Source organism: Xanthomonas cannabis pv. cannabis (assembly GCF_000802365.1).
Taxonomy (GTDB): Bacteria; Pseudomonadota; Gammaproteobacteria; order Xanthomonadales; family Xanthomonadaceae; genus Xanthomonas; species Xanthomonas cannabis.
The window spans coordinates 1-21,494 of record NZ_JSZE01000047.1 but is presented as its reverse complement, the minus strand read 5'-3'; the positions used below and the strand labels follow the sequence as shown (position 1 = coordinate 21,494).

General features: G+C 67.8%; 20 protein-coding genes. 14 read left to right on the top strand and 6 right to left on the bottom strand.

Annotated features, from left to right (window positions below; translation table 11 throughout):
- The 8 genes from OZ10_RS10075 to OZ10_RS10040 form a co-directional block, all read left to right on the top strand.
- The coding region (locus OZ10_RS10075; RefSeq protein ID WP_039564716.1) for an allantoate amidohydrolase at window positions 1-1,252 on the top strand (1,252 nt) is incomplete at its 5' end.
- Window positions 1,242-2,498: a pyridoxal-phosphate-dependent aminotransferase family protein gene (locus OZ10_RS10070; RefSeq protein WP_039413983.1), complete on the top strand. Its 1,257-nt coding sequence runs from the start codon at window positions 1,242-1,244 to the stop codon at window positions 2,496-2,498. The genes OZ10_RS10075 and OZ10_RS10070, both read left to right, overlap by 11 nt.
- The gene (gene puuE / locus OZ10_RS10065; protein ID WP_039413980.1) at window positions 2,495-3,385 is read left to right on the top strand and encodes an allantoinase PuuE; all 891 of its coding nucleotides are present in this window, start codon (window positions 2,495-2,497) and stop codon (window positions 3,383-3,385) included. The genes OZ10_RS10070 and puuE overlap by 4 nt, the downstream gene beginning before the upstream one ends.
- Complete coding sequence (gene hpxZ / locus OZ10_RS10060) at window positions 3,382-3,777, top strand: oxalurate catabolism protein HpxZ (protein ID WP_039413977.1); 396 nt, start codon at window positions 3,382-3,384, stop codon at window positions 3,775-3,777. Before puuE ends, hpxZ begins: the two co-directional genes overlap by 4 nt.
- Entirely contained in the window at window positions 3,774-4,265 is a 492-nt protein-coding gene (uraD, locus tag OZ10_RS10055; protein WP_039564715.1) for a 2-oxo-4-hydroxy-4-carboxy-5-ureidoimidazoline decarboxylase, read from the top strand. Before hpxZ ends, uraD begins: the two co-directional genes overlap by 4 nt.
- On the top strand, window positions 4,262-5,683 hold the full coding sequence (gene hpyO / locus OZ10_RS10050; RefSeq protein WP_039564714.1) for an FAD-dependent urate hydroxylase HpyO: 1,422 nt from the start codon (window positions 4,262-4,264) through the stop codon (window positions 5,681-5,683). The genes uraD and hpyO overlap by 4 nt, the downstream gene beginning before the upstream one ends.
- Entirely contained in the window at window positions 5,653-6,012 is a 360-nt protein-coding gene (gene uraH / locus OZ10_RS10045; RefSeq protein ID WP_081419429.1) for a hydroxyisourate hydrolase, read from the top strand. Before hpyO ends, uraH begins: the two co-directional genes overlap by 31 nt.
- A 325-nt stretch (window positions 6,013-6,337) precedes the next feature.
- Entirely contained in the window at window positions 6,338-6,811 is a 474-nt protein-coding gene (locus OZ10_RS10040) for a YehS family protein (RefSeq protein WP_039564712.1), read from the top strand.
- Between the two features lie 399 nt (window positions 6,812-7,210).
- Here the strand turns inward: OZ10_RS10040 and OZ10_RS10035 are convergent, their stop codons facing one another.
- Window positions 7,211-9,328, bottom strand: coding sequence for a methyl-accepting chemotaxis protein (locus OZ10_RS10035; RefSeq protein WP_039413963.1), 2,118 nt, complete (start codon window positions 9,326-9,328; stop codon window positions 7,211-7,213).
- Window positions 9,329-9,510: 182 nt separating this feature from the next.
- Here OZ10_RS10035 and hrpB point away from each other — a divergent pair, with 182 nt between their 5' ends.
- Together hrpB and OZ10_RS10025 are read left to right on the top strand one after the other, a co-directional pair.
- Entirely contained in the window at window positions 9,511-12,012 is a 2,502-nt protein-coding gene (hrpB, locus tag OZ10_RS10030; RefSeq protein WP_039564711.1) for an ATP-dependent helicase HrpB, read from the top strand.
- Between the two features lie 330 nt (window positions 12,013-12,342).
- Window positions 12,343-12,774: a hypothetical protein gene (locus OZ10_RS10025; RefSeq protein ID WP_039413958.1), complete on the top strand. Its 432-nt coding sequence runs from the start codon at window positions 12,343-12,345 to the stop codon at window positions 12,772-12,774.
- Window positions 12,775-13,008: 234 nt separating this feature from the next.
- On the opposite strand, the gene OZ10_RS10020 is transcribed toward OZ10_RS10025, so the two are convergent.
- Entirely contained in the window at window positions 13,009-13,578 is a 570-nt protein-coding gene (locus OZ10_RS10020) for a pseudouridine synthase (protein ID WP_039564710.1), read from the bottom strand.
- Window positions 13,579-13,892: 314 nt separating this feature from the next.
- A complete protein-coding gene (locus OZ10_RS10015; RefSeq protein WP_039413952.1) occupies window positions 13,893-14,747 on the bottom strand; it encodes a class I SAM-dependent methyltransferase in 855 nt (284 codons plus the stop codon).
- 234 nt (window positions 14,748-14,981) lie between these two features.
- On the opposite strand from OZ10_RS10015, the gene OZ10_RS10010 reads away from it, so the two are divergent.
- The 3 genes from OZ10_RS10010 to dkgB all read left to right on the top strand — a co-directional run bounded on the left by OZ10_RS10010 (window position 14,982) and on the right by dkgB (window position 17,953).
- A complete protein-coding gene (locus OZ10_RS10010) occupies window positions 14,982-15,950 on the top strand; it encodes an aldo/keto reductase (protein ID WP_039564708.1) in 969 nt (322 codons plus the stop codon).
- A 102-nt stretch (window positions 15,951-16,052) separates the two neighbouring features.
- Window positions 16,053-17,081: an NADP-dependent oxidoreductase gene (locus OZ10_RS10005; protein WP_039564707.1), complete on the top strand. Its 1,029-nt coding sequence runs from the start codon at window positions 16,053-16,055 to the stop codon at window positions 17,079-17,081.
- A 68-nt stretch (window positions 17,082-17,149) separates the two neighbouring features.
- Complete coding sequence (dkgB, locus tag OZ10_RS10000; RefSeq protein ID WP_039412116.1) at window positions 17,150-17,953, top strand: 2,5-didehydrogluconate reductase DkgB; 804 nt, start codon at window positions 17,150-17,152, stop codon at window positions 17,951-17,953.
- 695 nt (window positions 17,954-18,648) lie between these two features.
- Here the strand turns inward: dkgB and OZ10_RS09995 are convergent.
- Window positions 18,649-19,065, bottom strand: coding sequence for a hypothetical protein (locus OZ10_RS09995; RefSeq protein WP_039412119.1), 417 nt, complete (start codon window positions 19,063-19,065; stop codon window positions 18,649-18,651).
- 212 nt (window positions 19,066-19,277) lie between these two features.
- On the opposite strand from OZ10_RS09995, the gene OZ10_RS09990 reads away from it, so the two are divergent.
- Entirely contained in the window at window positions 19,278-20,075 is a 798-nt protein-coding gene (locus OZ10_RS09990; protein ID WP_039412122.1) for a DUF2884 family protein, read from the top strand.
- A 142-nt stretch (window positions 20,076-20,217) separates the two neighbouring features.
- Here the strand turns inward: OZ10_RS09990 and OZ10_RS09985 are convergent, their stop codons facing one another.
- Both OZ10_RS09985 and OZ10_RS09980 read right to left on the bottom strand, forming a co-directional pair.
- Window positions 20,218-20,919 carry an alpha/beta fold hydrolase gene (locus OZ10_RS09985; protein ID WP_039564706.1) on the bottom strand — a complete coding sequence of 234 codons (702 nt, stop codon included), beginning with the start codon at window positions 20,917-20,919 and terminating at the stop codon, window positions 20,218-20,220.
- 166 nt (window positions 20,920-21,085) lie between these two features.
- On the bottom strand, window positions 21,086-21,494 hold a 409-nt coding region (locus OZ10_RS09980), incomplete at its 5' end, for an organic hydroperoxide resistance protein (protein WP_039564705.1).

The following is a 21,494-nucleotide window of genomic DNA, read 5'->3' as shown; positions in this document are numbered from 1 at the left end:
CGACCCCGCCCGCCCCGGCGGCGCGCGTGCGGTTGCGCGTTGCGACCAGCTGGGTGGTGCGCCCTACAGCGATACGCCCGATGGCCTGTTCCGTGCCTGGCTCAGCCCGGCGCACCGCGCCGCCGTCACCCAGGTCAGCACGTGGATGCGCGAGGCGGGCATGCAGGTGCGCGTGGACGCGGCGGCCAACCTGGTCGGACGCTACGAGGCCACGCATCCCGAGGCACCTGCCCTGCTGATCGGCAGCCATCTGGACAGCGTGCGCGATGCCGGCCGCTACGACGGCCCGCTGGGTATCCTGCTCGGCATCGAATGCGTCGCCGCCCTGCACGCACAGGCGCGCCGCCTGCCGTTCGCCATCGAGGTGATCGCGTTCGGCGACGAAGAAGGCTCGCGCTTTCCCGCCTCCATGTTCTGCAGCCGCGCGGTGGCCGGCACGCTGGACCCCGCCGCGCTGGCGGTCAGCGATGCCAGCGGCATCGACGTGGCCGCCGCGCTGGCCGACTGGGGCCTGGATATCGCGCAGATCCGCCATGCCGCCCGTCCGCCGGGCAGCGTGCTGGCGTATCTGGAAACCCACATCGAACAAGGCCCGGTGCTGGAAGCCGAAGCGCTGCCGGTAGGCATCGTCACCGCCATCGCCGCGCAGCGTCGCTTCGCGCTGCGTTTCGATGGCCGCGCCGGGCATGCCGGCACCACCACCATGGCCTTGCGTCGCGATGCCTTGAGCGCGGCGGCCGACGCCTTGCTGGCGATCGAGCGCATCACGCGCGCCGGCAGCAGCGATCTGGTCGCCACCGTCGGCAAACTGCAGCTCGCCCCCGGCGCCATCAACGTGGTGCCGGGCCGGGTGGACTGCACGCTGGACGTGCGCGCCGGCAGCGATGCCACCCGCGACGCGGCCGTGCGCGAAATCGAACACGCGCTCGCGCAGATCGGCACGCAGCGCGGCATCGCCATCGCCATCGAGCCGCTACAGACACTGGCCGCCAGCCCCTGCGACCCCGCGTTGATGCTCCGGCTGGAACACGCCGTCGCCGCGCAGGGCATCGTTCCACGCCGACTGGTCTCCGGTGCCGGCCATGACGCGATGACGATGGCCGCGCTGTGCCCCACCGCGATGCTGTTCGTGCGCTGCGCCGGCGGCATCAGCCATCATCCGGACGAACACGTCGACCCGGCCGATGCCGACCTCGCCCTGGCGGTTATGCGCCATTTCATCGAACACCTGGGAGACCCCCTTGTCACCTGATTTGCGCCATCTGCACACCTTCGGCGAACTCGATCCCCCGCAGCGGCTATTGATGGGCCCGGGCCCGGTCAATGCGCATCCGCGCGTGCTGCGCGCGATGGCGGCCGATCTGCTGGGCCAGTTCGATCCGGAAATGACCACCTACATGAACGAGGTGATGGCGCTGTACCGGCCATTGTTCGGCACCGAGAATCGCTGGACCTTCCTGGTCGATGGCACCGCGCGTGCCGGTATCGAGGCGGCGCTGGTGTCGCTGGTCAGTGCGGGCGACCGCGTGCTGGTGATCAACTTCGGCCGCTTCGGTTTGCTGCTCACCGAAATCCTGCAGCGCCTCGGTGCCGACGTGCACAGCGTGGATGCGCCCTGGGGCGAGGTGGTGCCGCTGGACGCCATTGCCGAGGCAATCGCACGGGTAGCGCCCAAGCTGGTGGCCGCCGTGCACGGCGACACCTCCACCACCATGGCGCAGCCGCTCGACGGGCTGGGCGCACTGTGCCGGGCGGCCGGCGCACTGAGTTACGTGGATGCCACGGCCACCCTCGGCGGCATGCACATCGCCAGCGACCGCTGGGGCGTGGACGTGGTCACCGGCGGCCTGCAGAAATGCCTGGGCGGGCCCTCGGGCTCGGCGCCGATCACTGTGTCCGAGCGTGCCGCCGAGGCCATCTTTGCGCGCCGCCATGTGGAGCGCGGCATCGCGCGCGATGACATCGTCAACGGCAATGGCCCGCGCATCGCCTCCAATTATTTCGACCTGGCCATGATCATGGATTACTGGTCGGACAAGCGCCTCAACCACCACACCGAAGCCACCACCATGCTGTACGGCGCGCGCGAATGTGCACGCGTGGCATTGCAGGAAGGCCTGCCCGCACGCTTCACACGCCACGCTGCCGCCGGCCGCGCGGTGAGCGCCGGCGTGCGCGCGATGGGCCTTGCGGTCTTCGGCGACGATGCGCACCGCATGACCAACGTCACCGGCGTGGTGATCCCGCCCGGCATCGACAACGACGCGGTGCGCCGGCGCATGCGCGAGGATTTCGAGATCGAGATCGGCACCGCGTTCGGCCCGTTGCAAGGCAAGATCTGGCGCATCGGCGCAATGGGCTACAACGCGATGAAGCACAAGGTGCTGATCACCCTGGCCGCATTGGAAGCGGTGCTGCGCGCCGAAGGCTATGCCTGCACCCCCGGCTTGGCCGTGGACGCCGCATTGGCGGCCTGGCATGCGGAGCCGGCGGCGTGAACGCCGCGCGTGCGCTGGTCGGCTATGGCGCCACACCGCCGGCGGCGCAGTGGCCCGGTGGCGCACGCGTCGCCGTGCAGTTCGTCATCAATTACGAGGAGGGCGCAGAAAACTGCGTGCTCAACGGCGACGCCGGCTCCGAGGCGTTTTTGTCGGAAATGGTAGGCGCGCAGTCGCAGCCGGGCGCACGCGCCATGGCCATGGAAAGCCTGTACGAATATGGCAGCCGCGCCGGCTTCTGGCGGCTGCAGCGGCTGTTCACCGCGCGCGGCGTACCGGTCACGGTGTTTGGCGTGGCCAACGCGTTGGCGAGCAATCCCGCGGCGGTGGCGGCGATGCAGGCCGCAGACTGGGAAATCGCCAGCCACGGCCTGCGCTGGATCGACTACCAGCATGTGGACGAGGCCACCGAAAGGGCGCATATCGCGCAGGCCATCGCGCTGCACACGCAGGTGACCGGCAGCCGCCCGCTGGGCTGGTACCAGGGCCGCACCAGCCCCAACACCGCGCGCCTGATCGCCGAAGAAGGTGGCTTTGTCTATGACGCCGACAGCTACGCGGACGATGTGCCCTACTACGACGCACGCCATGGCCGCACGCAGTTGATCGTGCCGTACACGCTGGATGCCAACGACATGAAATTCGTCGCCTACAACGGCTTTGCCGATGGCGAGCCGTTCTTCCGCTATCTGCGTGATGGCTTCGAGCAGCTGCGCAGCGAAGGCGGGCGCATGCTCTCGGTCGGCCTGCACGGCCGCATCGTCGGCAAGCCGGCGCGCGCGGCAGCCCTGGCGCGCTTTGTCGATCACGTACTGGCCAGTGGCGACGCCTGGGTGGCGCGCCGCATCGATATCGCGCGCCACTGGCTGCAGGTGCACCCGGCATGAGCATTGCAATGTCCGAGATCGATCTGCCCGAGGTGATCGCGCAAGTGACCGCGGCCTTCCACGCCTACGAGGACGCCCTGATGCGCGACGACATCGCCGCGATGGATGCGCTGTTCCATGCAGCGCCCAGCACAGTGCGCTACGGCGTGGGCGAGGTGTTGTACGGCATCGAGGCAATCCGCGCGTTCCGCATCGGCCGCGGTGGTTCGCCGCAGCGCCAGCTCGTGCATGTGCAGGTACACGGCTTCGGCCACGACTTCGCCACCACGCATGCAGAATTCGTCCGTGAAGGCAGCAGTGCACGCGGGCGGCAAAGCCAGAGCTGGGTGCGCTTTGCCGATGGCTGGAAGGTGGTGGCCGCGCATGTCTCGCTGCAGGGCACGCACGCATGAGCGTGGTGGACGATGGCGTGCTGGACGATGCCGCCTTCGTGGCGCGCTACCGCGAGTTGTTCGAGCATTCGCCCTGGGTGGTCGAACGCGCCGCACGGCGGCGTCCGTTCGCCGATGTGTATCGCGGGCTGATGCAGGTAGTGCTGGATGCGTCGCCGGAGGACCAGCTGGCGCTGATTCGCGCGCACCCCGAACTGGCCGGCAAGGCAGCGATCGACCGTACGCTCACTGCCGCATCGGCCGCAGAGCAGGCCGCGGTCGGGCTGGACCGTCTCAGCGAAGACGAGTTCAAGCGCTTCCACGCGCTCAATCAGGCCTATCGTCACCGCTTCGGTTTCCCGTTCGTGATCTGCGTGCGGCTGCACGAAAAAGTCGGCATCCTGGCTGCGCTGGAGCGGCGCCTGGACGCGCCGCGCAACGCAGAGATCGCCACCGCCATTGCCGAGATCGGCAAGATCGTGCACCTGCGCCTGGAGGCATTGCCATGAGCCTGGCCCAACTCGAACGCGAGCTCGCCCGTGACCTGCAGCGCCTTGCCCACGGCGGCGACGCCTGGGTGGCGCCGCGCGTGCATCCGGCCGGGCATGTGTTTGATGTGGTGATCGTCGGCGCCGGCCAGAGCGGCCTGGGCGCGGCGTTCGCGTTGCAACGCGAGCGCGTGCACAACGTGCTGGTCATCGACGAAAACCCGGCGGGGCAGGAAGGCCCGTGGGTGACCTACGCGCGCATGCAAACCCTGCGCACGCCCAAGCACATCACCTCGATCGACCTGGGCGTGCCATCGCTGACCTTCCGCGCCTGGTGGGAGGCGCAGCACGGCAGTGCTGCATGGGACGCGCTGGACAAGATTCCGCGCGGCAGCTGGATGGACTATCTGCGCTGGTACCGCGCGGTGCTACGCCTGCCGGTGCGCAATGCCACGCAACTGGCGCGTGTCGAACCGGACGTCGCCTCCGGCATCCATCGGCTGCATCTGGCGATGGGCGCGCCGCTGCTGACGCGCAAGCTGATCCTGGCCACCGGCATCCAGGGCGGCGGCCAGTGGATGGTGCCGGACTGGATCAGCCGCGCCCTGCCCGCGCACCGCTACGCGCACACCTCCGGCCACATCGACTTTGCCGCGCTGGCCGGCAAGCGCGTGGGCATTCTGGGTGGCGGTGCCTCGGCCTTCGACAATGCGTGCTTTGCGCTGGATCACAGCGTCGCCAGCGCCGAGGTATTCGTGCGCCGCAGCGAATTGCCGCGCATCAATCCGTTTCGCCACATGGAACAGGCGGGCATCATCCCGCGCTTTCTGACGCTGCCGGACGCGGACAAGTACCGCATGATGGCCAGCTTCTTCGCGCATAACCAACCACCGACCAACGACACCTTCCAGCGCGCCTGCGCGCACGCCGGCTTCGCACTGCATCTGGGTGCCCCGTGGCTGGAGGTGGCCGAGCGCGATGGCGAGATCGTCGTGCGCACGCCGCAGGGCGAGCACCGCTTCGATTTTCTGGCGGTGGCCACCGGCCTGGTCACCGACCCCCAGCTGCGCCCCGAGCTGGCCGCGCTGTCCGGGCGTATCGCCTGCTGGGGCGACCGCTATCAGCCACCGCCGGGCCAGGCCAACCCGGTGCTGGACGCGCACCCCTACCTGGGGCCGGGCTTCGAACTGCTGCCACGCACGCCCGACGACGCCGCGCTGCTGCACGGGCTGTTCGCCTTCAACTATTCGGCGCTGATCAACCACGGCCCCTCGGCCGCGGCATTGTCCGGGCTCAAGGTCGCCCTGCCGCGGCTGGCCCGCGCGGTAGCCGACCAGCTGTTTCTGGACGACCGCCAGGCCATCGTCGAGACCTATCTGGCCTACGACCAACCCGAGTTCGTCGGCCAATGGCCGCAGCCCACCCAGGCGGTGGCATGAGCACGCTGTCCACGCATGTGCTGGACACCGCCAGCGGCCGTCCCGCTTCCGGCGTGCCGCTGCGCCTGTTCGCAGGCGATACCTTGCACTTCGACGGTGTCACCAACCAGGACGGGCGCTGCCCGGAACTGGCCGCCCTCATGCTGCCGCCCGGCCGCTATCGGCTGGAATTCGAGGTCGCCATTTATTGGCGTGCGGCCGGCGTTGCCCTGACCGACCCGCCGTTCCTGGAGCAGGTACCCATCGCCTTCGGCATTGCCAACGACGGCCACTACCACGTGCCGCTGCTGCTCTCGCCGTACGGATATTCCACTTATCGCGGCAGCTGAAAGCCGCTGGCGCGAGAGCTGGGGCGACTGCCACAGCGACCCAGGCTCACCGGTCCCGGCGACGGCCTCATCCCGGCGCAGAACAACAGACCGCCCCGCGCCGCAGCCTGCCTGGTACGCGCACGCTGCCTCAGGCACCGTGGATCACTACAGAGCATTCGACTGCCACTGCGCGATCTATGCAGCCGCCTGACACCTGCCTGCAACATCTTGGCAGCCTAGGCGGCACCGGCGTCGCAACCGTTCGGCACGACACACGCCCCGTTCCGCCATGGCCCCGTAGAATGATGCCTTTCCGGCGACAGGCCGGGGCACCGGAACGGTCATGATCCACAACGATGTACTGCGCAGCATCCGCTACATGCTCGACCTCAGCGACGACAAGGTGGTGGAGATCACCCACCTGGCCGACCCCGGGTTCGCGCTCGACAAGCCGCAGGTACAGGCCTGGCTGAAGAAGGAAGACGAGCCCGGTTTCAAGCCCTGCACCGATGCGATGCTGGCACGCTTTCTCGACGGCCTGGTGCTGCGCTTCCGCGGCCGCGACGAGACCCAGCCGGCACGCCCGCTGGAAGCCCGCGTCGGCAACAACCTGGTGTTGAAGAAGCTGCGCGTGGCCTTCGAACTGAAGGACGTCGACATGCACGCCATCTTCGCCAGCGCCGGCTTCCCGCTGTCCAAGCCGGAACTCTCCGCACTGTTCCGCCAGCCCGGCCACAAGAATTTCCGCCCCTGCGGCGACCAGCTGTTGCGCGCCTTCCTCAAGGGCCTGACCGCCCGGGTCCGCGAAGCCGGTTGAACGTCACCACCGCCCCAAAGCGCCGCTCCTCGTAGGAGCGCGCTCGCGCGCGAGGCGTTCGCTGAAACGTTCCATCGCGCAGGCGTGCGCTCACGATGGCAATGACCCGCCGGTGCCCGCCGACTGCGCAGACACCACATCGGCCTGTGCCGCACTTGGGGAATCTGTGCAGGGCCTGCTTGGCGAGGTCAGTCCGGGCCTTCGGTTCGAAGCAGATAGAGTGGCGCGCTCCAGACAGACGCCCTGGAGATGCCTGCACTCGACGCGAGCGCGATCAACCGCCGCACACGTGCTTCAGCAGGCGCCAGGCCGGAAGGTGCAGATGCGCCCGGCACCCCCGGCGCGGCAAGCACCCGTGCGAGCCGGCCAGCATGCACGGCTACGATTCCGAGTCGGCTTCTATGCAGCCGCCGCCAGACGCGGCTTGTGGGCATCCAGACGGAACACCGAGACCGCTTCGCTCAGCTCCACCGCCTGCTCTTCCATCGCCCGCGCGGCGGCCGAAGCTTCTTCCACCAGCGCGGCATTGCGCTGGGTGGTTTCGTCCATGTCATTGACGGTGCGCGCCACCTGTTCGATGCCGGCGGACTGTTCGCGCGATGCGGCGGAGATCTCGGCAATGAGCGTGGTGACCTGCTGCACCGATTGCACGATGTCCTGCATCGTTCGCCCGGCCTGACTTACGCGTGCGCTGCCACGCTCGACGCTGTCCACCGATGCATCGATCAGCTGCTTGACCTCCTTGGCGGCGCCGGCTGAACGCTGTGCCAGCGCGCGCACCTCGGATGCAACCACCGCAAAGCCGCGTCCCTGCTCGCCGGCACGCGCCGCTTCCACCGCAGCGTTCAAGGCCAGAATATTGGTCTGGAAGGCGATGCCGTCGATGACACTGATGATGTCGGCAATCTTCCTGGACGACCCTTCGATTTCGCCCATGGTGCCGACCACGCTGGCCACCATGTCTCCGCCGCGGCTGGCAATCTCGGCAGCCGCCTGCGCACCACGGCTGGCCTGCTGCGCCGTGTCGGCATTCTGCCGCACGGTGGAGGTGAGCTCTTCCATCGATGCAGCGGTTTCTTCCAGATTGGCCGCCTGCTGTTCGGTACGCTGCGCCAGATCGTTGTTGCCGGCGGCGATTTCGGCGGACGCGGTGCGAATGGTCTGTGCGGCCAGCGTGATATCCCCGACGATATCGGTCAGGCGCTGCACGGTGGCGTTGGCATCGTCACGCATGCGCGCAAAGACGCCTTGCTGGTTGCCGTGCATGCGCGCAGTCAGGTCGCCATCGGCAATTGCCTTGAGCAGCTGCGACAGCTCGGCCAGATTCTGGTCCACGTTCTGCATCAGGCCATTGAGGCCCTCGACCATGCCGCGGAACTCGAATTGATAGGCGCCGGTGTTACCACGGGTGGCAAAGTCGCCGGCCGCCGCCGCGTTGACCAGGCCACGGATCTCGCCGTTGATCGCGGCCAGGTTGCGTTTGGTGGTGTCCATCGCCTCGGTGATCTGCGCCTTTTCGCCCGGCAGGCGCGGCATGTCCACCGACATGTCACCCACCGCGTAATGCTGCATCACCTGCAGCATGGTGCCGATCAACCCCACCTGCGCGCCGATCAGTCCGTTGGTGTCGTCCACCATGCGGCCATACGCGCCAGGAAATGCCTGCGCGTCCATGCGGTAACTCATCTGCCCGGCTTCATGACGCTGGGCCATGTCCGCCTGTGCGCTTGAGACATCGATGAGCGTGGTGACCACCTGCCCCATTGCCTGTCCCAGCAACCCGATCTCGTCACGATTGCCGACCGCCGCGCGTGCCGACAGGTCGCCGGCCGCCACCAGGCGTGCCGCGTGCGCAACCGTTTCGATCGGGCGAACGATCGAGCGCCGTATCCACCAGCCCAATACCGCCACCAGACACAGCGCGGCGCCCACCGTGGCGACTGCCGAATAGACCAGCTTGTGCTGTGCCGATTGCGAGCTGGCCAGCACCGCGGCGTCGGCCAGGATCTTGCTGCGATTGACCAGCGCTTCGAGCGTCTGGCTGGGCGCGCGGTCCTGGCCCTTGACCAACTGGTCGCCTACCTGGGTGTCGTAGCCGGCTTCGGCAAACCTGCCCAGCGCTGCTTCGTAGTGGCGCTGCAGGCCCAGATGCGCCTGGGCAAAGTCCTGCGCCAGCGTACGCACCTGCGGGTCCCGGGTTGCCTTGGCCAGCGCCTCGGTGCCTGCCTGCACTTTCCTGCCCTGCTCGCGGAAGGCATCCAGGTGCTTGTCCAGCTGCGCCGGGTCGCGCCCGCGGATCAGGACATTCTTCCACTCCTGCACCTGCAGGCGGAAATCGCGGGTGATCTCCTCGCTGGTGGAGGCCTGCGCCACCTCGGGCGGCACCTTGCCCGACAGGCTCAGCCACGCCGTGCCCAAACCACCGAGGGCACACAACAGGATGATCGACAGACCCAGCGCGAGCGCGCCGAGCAGCTTGCTTTGCAGGCTGACGAATTTCGGGGTGGCAACAGACATGCGACATCCAGAGTGGGGATTGCTCCGGTTATCGACAGGTGTACGACCGGTCTGAAGCAGCGCCCGGCACCAGAATCTGCCTTGAATGCCCAAAAAGGTGAGCACTTCTGGATTCCCCGACAGGCTTCACCCGTCCGCCCGACCATCGCGGCATCTGTGGCGGCCCCGTATCCTTCCCGCGCATGACCGACCCCGCCTTTCCGATCTCTCCGTTGTTGCCGCAGATTCGCGACAGCCTCACCGCCCATCCACGGCTGGTCCTGGAAGCGCCGCCCGGCGCCGGCAAGACCACCCAGGTACCGCTGGCGCTGCTGAACGCGCCATGGCTAGCCGGGCGTACCATCGTGATGCTGGAACCGCGCCGCGTGGCGGCGCGCAGCGCGGCGCAGTTCATGGCGCGCCAGCTCGGCGAGCCGGTCGGCGAGACCGTGGGCTACCGCATCCGCTTCGAGAACAAGACCTCCGCGCGTACCCGTATTGAAGTGGTCACCGAAGGCATCCTGACCCGGATGATCCAGGACGACCCCATGCTGGAACACGTGGGCGCACTGCTGTTCGACGAGTTCCACGAGCGCCATCTGGCCGGCGACCTGGGTCTGGCGCTGGCACTGGATGTCCAGGCGCAGCTGCGCGACGACCTGCGCATCGTGGCGATGTCGGCCACGCTGGATGGCGAGCGGCTGGCCGGCTTTCTGGAGGCCCCGCGGCTGAGCAGCGCCGGGCGCAGTTTTCCGGTGGACATTGCGCATTTCCCTGCGCGACGCGACGAAGCGCTGGAATCGCAGACCCGGCGCGCGGTGGAGCATGCACTGGCCTCCCATCCCGGCGATGTGCTGGTGTTCCTGCCCGGCCAGCGCGAAATCACGCGTGTGCACGGCGCCTTGCAGGAAGCGCTGGACCCGGCCGTGCAGGTGCTGCCGTTGCACGGCGAATTGTCGGTGGAGGCGCAGACGCAGGTCCTGCAACCCGACCCGCAGGGGCGCCGGCGCGTGGTGCTGGCCACCAACGTGGCCGAGTCATCGGTGACGCTGCCGGGCGTGCGCGTGGTGATCGACAGCGGCCAGGCGCGCGAGCCGCACTACGACCCCAACAGCGGGTTCTCGCGGCTGGACGTGGCCACCATTTCGCAGGCATCGGCCGACCAGCGCGCCGGGCGTGCCGGACGCGTGGCCAGCGGCTGGGCCTACCGGCTGTGGCCGCAGTCGCAGCGGCTGGAACCGCAGCGCCGCGCCGAGATCACCCAGGTGGAGCTGGCCGGCCTGGCGCTGGAGCTGGCCGCCTGGGGCAGCGATGCGCTGCGCTTTGTCGATGCCCCGCCCACCGGCGCGCTGGCCGCCGCGCGCGAACTGCTGCAACGGCTGGGCGCGCTCGGCGACTCCGGCGGCGTGACCGCCCTGGGCCGGCGCATGCTCGCGCTGGGCACCCATCCGCGGCTGGCCGCGATGCTGGCGCAGGCCGATGATGCGCCCCGCCTGGCCCTGGCCTGCGATCTGGCCGCGCTGCTGGAGGCGCGCGACCCGCTGCGTCAGGGCGGCGATGGATTGGCAGCGCGCTGGCGTGCCCTGGCCGCGTTTCGTCAGGGCCGTACCGGGTCCGACGCCAATCGCGGTGGCCTGGCTGCCATCGACAGCGCCGCCAAACAATGGCGACGCCGGCTGCGCTGCGACCGCGCCCCGCCATCCAGCGTGGAGGCGCACGCACTCGGCGATCTGCTCTCCCATGCCTTCCCGGACCGCATCGCCGCGCGCCATCCCGCCGACCCGCTGCGCTACCTGCTGGCCAACGGCCGCAGCGCGCGCCTGTTCGACCACAGCGATCTGCGCGGCGAACCGTGGCTGGTCGCCAGCGAGCTGCGCTACGAAGCCAAGGACGCCCTGTTGCTGCGTGCCGCGCCGGTGGACGAAGGCTATCTGCGCCGCAGCCTGCCCGAGCGCTTCGTGCAGCAGGACGTGGTGCAGTGGGACGCCGACAAACGCGCCTTGGTCGCGCGCCGCCAATCCAGTTTCGACCGCATCGTGCTCGACAGCCGCCCGGCCGGCCGCGTCGACCCGGCACAGGCGGCCGGCGCGCTCACCGACGCGGTACGTCAGCTTGGTCTGGACGCATTGCCATGGACTGACAACCTGCAGCAGTGGCGCGCACGTGTGCAGTCGCTGCGCGTCTGGATGCCGGAGCTCGCCTTGCCCGATCTCTCTGACACCGCATTGCTGGACACGCTGGACACCTGGCTACGCCCGGCGTTTGTGGGGAAAACCAGGCTCGACGCGCTGGACGAAGCCAGCCTGGGCGAAGCACTCAAGGCCGCACTGCCGTGGGAGCGCCGCCAGGGTATCGACCGTCACGCCCCTACCCGCATCAGCGTGCCATCGGGCATGGAGCGGCAGATCAGCTACACCCTCGACCACGCCCAGCAGCCATTGCCGCCGGTGCTGGCGGTCAAGCTGCAGGAACTGTTCGGCCTGGCCGAAACCCCGCGCATCGCCGACGGCCGTATCCCGCTGACCCTGCACCTGCTCTCGCCCGGCGGCCGCCCACTGCAGGTGACCCAGGACCTGAAGAGCTTCTGGGCCAACACCTACCCGGACGTCAAGAAAGAGATGAAAGGGCGGTATCCGCGGCATCCTTGGCCGGACGACCCCTGGACCGCCGCTGCAACGCACAGAGCAAAACCACGTGGCACCTGATCGCCCCCTCTCCCGTCGGGAGAGGGGTTGGGGTGAGGGTACGGGGCGACGCCCCTCACTCATCCAAACCCCCAGGCTTCGCCCGTACCCTTAGCCCCCTTCGGCGCACCTTCTCCCCATCGAGGAAGACAGTGTCCCGAGGGGAGAAGGGACGTTCATCGTCGACACCGGTCAAGTTCAGACCTTCGTCGCTTCCGGGATAAGCATCGGTCGCAGCGGCGTGTCGCGTCCTTCCTAACCGCAAGCCAAACAACGCCCGATCCCGCTAACGCTGTCTATACGGACCAGCCCACACACTGCGGCCACGTACTCAGAAAGGAAACGCCTCCAATGAGCAAGCTGACCGTGATCACCGAACGCGCCCTGGAGCGTGCCCTGGAACTGGCAGGCAACGCGGGCGACCACCTGCGTCACGCCGCCTCCAATGCCGGCGACCAGGCCCGCCATGCCGGCAGCAGCCTGCGTCATTTCGGCCCGGGCGCCAGCGAATGGCTGAAGACCGGCGCGGCACTGGGCGCCGTGCGCACCGGTGGCAAGGTCGCCACCAAGCTGGTCAAGCGCAACCCCGCCGTCACCGTAGCGGCTGCCGTCGCCGGCCTGGGCCTGATCGGCTATGCGGTCTACCGCAAGCGCCAGCGCGACCAGCAGGTGCTGGGTGGCAACGTGCATCGCCTCGATCGCGAACATGCCAGCAACGCCAATGCACGCCGCGCTGCCTACCAGCGCCGCGCTGCCGTGACCCCGAGCGACGGCATCGAATAAGCCATCGTCTCGTCGATCCGGCGATGACCCATGCAGTGCCCGACGCCACGGCTTGCCGCCGTGGCGTCGTCATTTGTGGCGTGTTCCCGCACTGGCTCGCTGCGGGATCTGGGCGTTCCCGCTGCCTCATCCACCGCATCGATGCGCTTCACGATCGCGATGGCAAACGGGGTAGCCGATGGGACCGATGCCTGCCGTCACGGCCGTGCCCTTGTCGGGCCCGACGCAATGCCATCAGCGCGCGTTGCGACGCGGCCGTGCCGGTGACGCGTCCACCCGCCATTGCCCGGGCGCCAGTGTGTCCAGGGTCCACTGCCCGATCGCCGCCCGCACCAGACGCAGGGTCGGCAACCCGACCGCTGCGGTCATGCGGCGTACCTGACGGTTGCGGCCTTCGCTGATCTGCAGCTCCAACCACGCATCGGGCACCGTCTTGCGCACGCGTACCGGCGGATCGCGCGGCCAAAGGACAGGTGCGGGGTCGAGCCGGCGAACCTGCGCTGGCCGGGTCGGGCCATCGTTGAGCAGCACCCCTTCGCGCAGTGCCTGCAATTGCGCCTGCTGCGGCTCGCCTTCCACCTGCACCCAATAGGTCTTGGGCTGTTTGTGGCGCGGGTCGGTGAGCCGATGCGCCAGCGCGCCATCGTCGGTGAGCAGCAACAGTCCTTCGCTGTCGTGATCCAGTCGGCCTGCCGCATACACGTCTGCCGGCAATCCGAACTCGGCCAGCGTGCGCTTGGGTGGCTGCGAGCGGTCGCTGAATTGCGACAACACGCCATAGGGTTTGTTCAACAGCACCAACATGGACAGACCTGTTGCGGAAGGAACGCTGCACACGGCCATCGCCGGGCACGCCATGGTGCGTGATCAGGCTGGGCGTCGCCACCGCGATCGCTGAACTGCGGCACAGAAAGCAGGAAATCCCATCGGGCGCAACGCGCATGCAACGGTCAGCGGCTTCGCTTGGCCAGCGCTCGCCGCCCGTCTTGAACGCTGGCGTCAGAGGCATGCCTGCGTGCAGAAGACGACATGCACGCCGAAACGCCGGGCACGTCGCCGCGGCAGACGCGGCAAACGCTGCATGCCAGCCGCACCGGGCGCCGGCATGCAGACACGCGCTACTGCTTGACGAACTTCAGCGTCATGCGGTCGCTCTCGCCGATCGCCTTGTACTTGGCGTCGTCGGCCGCGTCGTGGTTGTTGCTTGGCGGCAGCGTCCACACGCCGCCCGGATAATCCTTGGTGTCGCGCGGATTGGCGTTGAGCTCGCTCTTGCCAGCAAGCTTGAAGCCGGCCGCTTCGGCCATCGCGATCACCTGCGCCTGTCCCACGTAGCCGCTCTTGTCGTCGGCCGGCACGTCGGTCTTGGCGCGATGCTCGACCACGCCGAGCACGCCACCGGGCTTGAGCACCTTGTAGAAGCCGGCAAACATCGCCTCGGCATTGCCGGCCATGCGCCAGTTATGCACGTTGCGGAAGGTCAGTACCAGATCGGCCGAGTTGTCCACGCCGAACGAAGGCGACTTCGGCACATACGACACGAACGAAGGCTTGCCGTACAGGTCGGGCTTGGCCTGGAACTTCTTTTCCAGCTCGTCGCGGGCACGCTGGGCGTAGTCGCGTGCGCGGCCTTCGGCAGCAGAGGCCGGGTCGACCACCGCTGCCACGTACTTGCCCTTCTCGCGCAGGTAGGGCGCCAGGATCTCCGAATACCAGCCGCCACCGGGGGTGATCTCGATGACGGTCTGGGTGGGCTTGATGCCGAAGAACGCCAGGGTCTGGCCCGGATGGCGGTATTGATCGCGCTGCACATAAACGCGGTCGCGCCAGTTGCCATTGATGGCCGCCTGCAACGCGGCATCGGGCGCAGGCAGGCTCGCGCTGTCGGCCGGCTTCATCGCCAGCGCCAGCGGCGCGCTCATCGCCACCAGGACACTCATCACACATGCACAGGCCAGCTTGTTGCGGATCATTGCAGCGCCCTCTTCCGGGTAAAAAGTAGCGCGAGCCTAGCATGCGGCCCGGAGCCTGCCATCCGCCCGCCTCGCCACGCGCAGCAGCGGTTCGCAGCGCAGGCCGTGAGCGACTTGTTCACATCCTGTGAGTCGATGGACACGACCGACGGAACGCTGAATCCACGTTGGTGTCACACGCACGATCGGTGTGCATGACTATCCTGTGGGGAGTTCGAATCAGGAGCCTCCACGATGACTCACCCCCGCGCACTGGGCCGCTCCGGCCTGCAGGTTCAACCCATCGTCTTCGGCGGCAACGTCTTTGGCTGGAGCGCCGATGAGGCGACTTCGTTTGCGTTGCTGGACGCCTTTGTCGATGCCGGTTTCAATCTGATCGATACCGCCGATGCGTACTCGGGCTGGGTGCCGGGCAATCGTGGCGGCGAATCGGAAACCATCATCGGTCGCTGGCTTGCACGCAGCGGCAAGCGTGACAAGGTGCTGATCGCCACCAAGGTGGCCAAGTGGAGCGAGCATCCCGGCCTGTCGCCGGACAACATCGCCGCCGCCGTGGAAGACTCGCTCACGCGTCTGCAGACCGATGTGATCGATCTGTACCAGGCCCACGAAGACGACGAATCGATTCCGCTGGAAGCCACGCTGGCCGCGTTCGGCCGCTTGATCGAACAAGGCAAGGTACGCGCGATCGGCGCGTCCAATTACACCGCCGCGCGTCTGCGCGATGCGCTGGATATCTCCGAGCAATACACGCTGCCGCGCTATGAAAGCCTGCAACCCGAATACAACCTCTACGACCGCGCCGGCTATGAAGCCGAACTGGAGCCGCTGGCGCGCGAACGCGAGCTGGGCGTGATCAGTTACTACTCGCTGGCCAGCGGCTTTCTCACCGGCAAGTACCGCAGCACCGAGGACGCCGGCAAGAGCAGCGCGCGCGGCGCCTCGGTGGTCAAGCAGTACGTCAATCCACGCGGGCTGCGCATCCTGCAGGCCCTGGACGACCTGGCAGTCACCCACAATGCCACCCCGGCGCAGATCGCGCTGGCCTGGTTGATTGCGCGCCCGGGCTTGACCGCGCCAATCGTCAGCGCCACCAGCGTGACCCAGCTGCACGATGTACTGGCCGCAGCACAGCTGTCGTTGAATGCCGACCAGATTGCGCAGCTGGACAGTGCAAGCGCACCGGAACCGGCTGCGTCCTGACCCCGCGCACCAGCGCATACCTGCTCATTCCCTCGCGCAGCCGCCCGTGCGGCTGTGCTCCTTTGGCCGCGCACCTGCGGCCCCACTGCGAGGATCTCCCGCATGACATCGATCACCAACCGCCGCATCGTGCTGGCCTCGCGCCCGCACGGCGAACCCACGGCCGACAACTTCCGCATCGAAGAGGCCAGCCTGCCGCCCACCGGGCACGACCAGATCCTGGTGCGCAACCGCTTCCTGTCGCTGGACCCTTACATGCGCGGCCGCATGGATGAAGGCCCCTCGTACGCCGCACCCGTTGCGATCGATGCGGTGATGGAAGGCGGCACCATCGGCGAAGTCATCGAGTCGCACCATGCCGACTATCACCCCGGCGACCTGCTCGTGCTCGGCGGCGGCTGGCAGACCCATAGCCTGCTCACCCCGACCACGCCCTTGCGCAAGCTGCCCAAGGACGACAGCCTGCCGCTGAGCACCGCACTCGGTGTCTACGGCATGCCCGGCTTTACCGCCTACGCCGGCCTGCATGAAATCGGCAAGCCGCAGGCCGGCGAGACCCTGGTGGTGGCAGCGGCCAGTGGCCCGGTCGGCGCCACGGTGGCGCAGCTGGCGCGCCTGCAGGGGCTGCGTGTGGTGGCCATTGCCGGCGGCGAAGAAAAGGTGCGTTACCTGCGCGAGTCGCTGAAGGTGGATGTGGCGCTGGACCATCGCGCCGACGACTTTGCAGAGCAATTGCGTGCCGCCACGCCGGACGGCATCGACATCTATTTCGAGAACGTCGGCGGCAAGGTCTTCGACGCGGTGCTGCCGCAGCTCAACGACTTTGCGCGCGTCCCGGTCTGCGGCGTGATTGCCACTTACAACAGCCGTGGGCAAGCGCTGCCTGGCCCGGATCGCCTGCCCGAGTTCATGGGCCAGGTGCTGCGCAAGCGCCTCACGGTGCGCGGCTTCATCCAGCACGATTTCATCCGCCTGATGCCGGCCTTCCTGCGCGAAATGGGCCAGTGGCTGCGCGAAGACCGCATCCAGTACCGCGAGCACGTCCTGCACGGCCTGGACAGCGCTCCGCAAGGCCTGATCGACGTCTTGCGCGGCAAGAATTTCGGAAAAGCCGTCGTCGCCCTCGACTAACCAACTCGCAGCGCCGCGCAGAACTCACGCTTTTGCGATTCCCCATTCCCCATCTCCAAAGGAACACAATGACTGTCCCCGCATTCGGCCTCGGCACCTTCCGTCTCAAGGATCAGGTTGTCATCGACTCGGTGCGCAATGCGCTTGAGTTGGGATACCGCGCGGTCGATACCGCACAGATCTACGACAACGAAGCACAGGTGGGCGAGGCGATCGCCGCATCCGGCATCGCGCGCGATCAGCTGTATCTGACCACCAAGATCTGGGTCGACAAGTTCGACCGCGACGCACTGGTGCCAAGCCTGCAGGAAAGCCTGCGCAAGCTGGGCACCGACCATGTCGACCTTACCCTGATCCACTGGCCCTCGCCCAAGGACCAGGTGCCGATGCGCGAGTACCTGGAAGCATTGGCGCAGGCCAAGGCGCAGGGTCTGACGCGGGCGATCGGCGTCTCCAACTTCACCATCGCGCTGGTCAAGCAGGCAATCGAGATCCTGGGCGCCGAGGCGATCGCCACCAACCAGATCGAGGTACACCCGTACCTGCAGAATCGCGCGCTGACCACCTTCCTGCGCGAACAGGGCATCCACGTCACCTCCTACATGACGCTGGCCGTGGGCGAGGTACTGAAGGATCCGGTGATCCAGGCAATTGCCGCCCGCCACGGCGCCACCCCGGCACAGGTGACCCTGGCCTGGGCATTGCAACAGGGATACTCGGTGATTCCCTCGTCGACCAAGCGGGCGAACCTGGAGAGCAATCTCAAGGCGCAGGCGCTGCGTTTGAGCGAGCAGGACATGGGCGAGATTGCCGCACTCGACCGTGGCCAGCGCTTGGCCAACCCGCACGCCATTGCGCCGGACTGGGACTGATCCGGCAGTGCGTATCCGCCTTGGCTGATGCGGTGCGGGCGCAGCGCGCGACGTTCGCTCGTCGTCGCGCGCTGGTGGGCTTGCGACGCACTGCTACGGTTCGGCGACAGGGGAGCAGTCTCGCTGACCGAGCCCTGCCCATGCCTGCCGCATCCGTTCTGACCCGCACTCCTGCCGACGTGACGCGGAGATCGCGTACTGGCGCGATCTCCATGCCAACGGGTATCTGGGTGGTTACGCGTTTGACGACGATGCCCGCGCACCGACGCTGGGCGACGCCATCTATCTGGCCTATCCGCAGGCATCCGAAGCGCAGTTGTATCGCGTTGCAGGATGCGGACTACCGCTCCCAATCGACGCTATCGGTGCGGTGGGATCAGGCGCGCTGGATCGTGCGCGATGCCTGGTGGCATCTGCAATGTGCTGGCATGAGGCAGTAGAGATGGCTGCAGTCGTAGGAGCGCGCTTGCGCGCGATGGGGCTGTCACACGGTCCTGCCCGTCGCCATCTGGCGCGCTCCTACAACGGCGGTGCGGTGCTGCGCGATTGAATGGGAGTAGGTCCGGTCGGTAATGCCCTCGCGCTCGGGCGCGCTCCTACGAGGCAGGCGACAGGCGACGTCTTTACTCGAGGCTGATACTTGGGCGTGTACATCCGCGCCCGTTGTCGACCATGGGCAGTGGCGTGGCCGTTGCCTAATTCAACTGGCCCATTGCCATGGCCTGACGATCGATCCGGTGCTTCTCGGCCAATGCCTGCATGCCTTGCAGTGTCGAGGCGATCAGGCTGGCGTAGCGCAGCCGCCACAGGTTGGCACGGTCGTTGTCGTCCTGGGTGCTGCCCAGGCCGTCCAATACCTGCGGCAGACGGCGGTCAGCCAAGGCCGACGCCGCCAGGTAGGGCTTTGCCGGCGCAATCACGTCCACCGGAGCGCGCCAGTCGTTGGCGACATGGCGGGCGATGCCGGCCAGGTGCGACAGCTGGTGCATGCCGATCAGCGTCTCGTGCAGCATCTCCCGGCACGCCCATTGCCACAGCGCCACCTTTTCCGATGGGTCCTGGGCGATCTCGGTCAACGCCAGGTCAACCTTTTCGATACGTGAGTCGAGCATTGCGGGGCTCCGATGCTGCTGTGCAACATAATTCACACCATCCGCCGTGATAATCAAGTGATCCTGCCGTTGGAAAACCGTCAGCGCGCCGATGCTCGACCCGGTTCACGCTTTCCGGCGACCACCAGCCGGCGTACCGGCACCCTGACTTCCTGCCCATGCAGCCTGCGTGGCGCTGCGTGATGCTGCAGTCCCCTACAGCGGCCATCCTCATGCGCCTTGCCCTCCTGCCCATCCTGCTGCTGGCGAGCTGCGCTGTGCGGGCCGAGACGACCAGGCCGGCCCTGTCCTCGCGGCAATGCGAGGTCAGCACCTCCTACGACGTGCTGGCCGATGGCGGCGGGATCTGGCTGCGCCGCAAACAGGGCGCCCCGCGCGAAATCTTCTTCCACGGTGGCGAGCTCAACGTGGACCGCCAGCCGGCGCCGGTCAGTGCAGCGGATGCGCAGCGCTTGCGCGAACTCGAACAACGCACCCGCGCGCTGATGCCGGCGGTGACGGGCATTGCCCATTCGGTGGTCGACATCACCTTCGATGCGCTGGGCGGTGTGGTGCATGTGCTGTCCGGTAGCGCGCGCCAGCAGCGCAAGGTCGAGCAGCTGCGCACCGGCGCGCTGGCCCAGGTCGATGGCAGCCTGGGACGTGGGCGTTGGGAGCAGCAGCTGTTCGATGCGCGCTTCCAGGCCAGCGTCGACGCTGCGGCCGAAGATCTGGCCGGCAGCCTCACCCGCAGCGTGCTGTGGACGGTGATGACCGGCCGCGCAGGACAGCTGGAACGCCGTGGCGCGGCGCTGGATGCGCAGCTGGAGCGGACCATGCAGCAGCGCAGTCAGGCATTGGAGGCACAGGCGCGAGCGGTCTGCGTGCAGGCACAGGCGCTATACGCCATCCAGCAGGCGCTGGAGTACCGCATCGACGGGCAACGCCTGCAGATGCTCGAGCTCAACACCCATCCGCAGGACGAAGACGCCGCCGCATCCGGCAGCGTGGTGGCGACGTTCGTGCGCTGAAGTGTCAGGTCAGCAAGAGGCGGTGTTCCGAGCGCCGATCATATTGCTGCCGGGGTGCCGCAGCGCCCATGTCACATGTGGCTTGCGCAGGCCACAGTCCGCAAATGCCGGCTGAGCGATTGAAGCGCGCTGCACGCAGCAGCTAGCGCGCCAGCCAGTTCCGCAGCGCCTGCGACACCGCCTGCGGTTGTTCCAGTGGCGACAGATGACCGCACGTGGGCAGCCGCACCAGCTGTGCCTGTGGAGCGAGTGCGGCCATCTCTTCGTGCAGGGCTGGCGGGGTGATCGCATCGTCTTCCCCGCACATCACCAGCACCGGCCCAGGGTAGGCGCGCAACAGGTCGCGTCCGTCCTGCCGCTCCAGGCGGTTCTGTCGCACGAACACATCCACGCCCAACCGCCCGGTCATGCCGCGCACGCGCGCGAGCAGCACCTGGTCGTGCCAGCGCGAGGGATGCACGTAGTGGCGCAGCAAACGCTCGCCAAAGCCATGAAAGCTCTTGCCGCCAAGCACGCTGGCTTCCTGCGCGCGTCGCTGCGCAAGGCGTTCGGGCGTGTCGGCGCGTGCGGAGGTATCCAGCAAGGCCAGACGCTCCACCCGCTCGGGCGCCACGCGCAGCAATTCCAGCGCCACGTAGCCACCCAGCGAAAAACCCGCCACCGCGCAACGCGGCGGCAACTGCGCGAGCAATTGCAGTGCCAGCGCGCGCATGCTGTCGGCGCCGGTGAGATCGCCGACCACGCAATCGGCAACGTCGGCCAGCGCCTCGCGTTGCGCATGCCACAGCTCGGCATCGTTGAGCAGACCTGGCAGCAGCAACAGTGTGGGGCGATCGACGCTCATGCGCCGACGCTGCCGGCCGAAGCCGGGGGGGAGATGCAGTGTCATTGCTGCAGTGTGCCGTGTGCCAAGCCCTGGCAACACCCGGCCCCGTCAATGCAGCGGCCCGACGCATGCGCCGGGCCGCTGCTGACATCGCCATGCGTCTGCCGCACGGCGTCGGCCGATCTCAGGCCAGGGTCAGGGTGACGTCGATGTTGCCGCGGGTGGCGTTGGAGTAAGGGCAGACCTGATGGGCCTTGTCGACCAGCGTCTGCAGCTCGGCCTTGTCCATGCCCGGCACGGCCACGCGCAGTTCGACGGCGATACCGAAGCCGCCCGGGATCTGGCCGATGCCGACGCTGCTGTCGATGCTCACCTCACCCGGCAGCTTGAGCTTGTCCTGCGCGGCCACGGCCTTCATCGCACCGATAAAGCAGGCGGCGTAGCCGGCGGCGAACAGCTGTTCCGGGTTGGTACCGTCGCCGCCGGCGCCGCCGAGCTCACGCGGGGTGGACAGCTTGGCGTCGAGCGCGCTGTCCGAGGACACCGCACGGCCTTCGCGACCGCCGGTTGCGGTGGCGTGGGCGGTGTAGAGG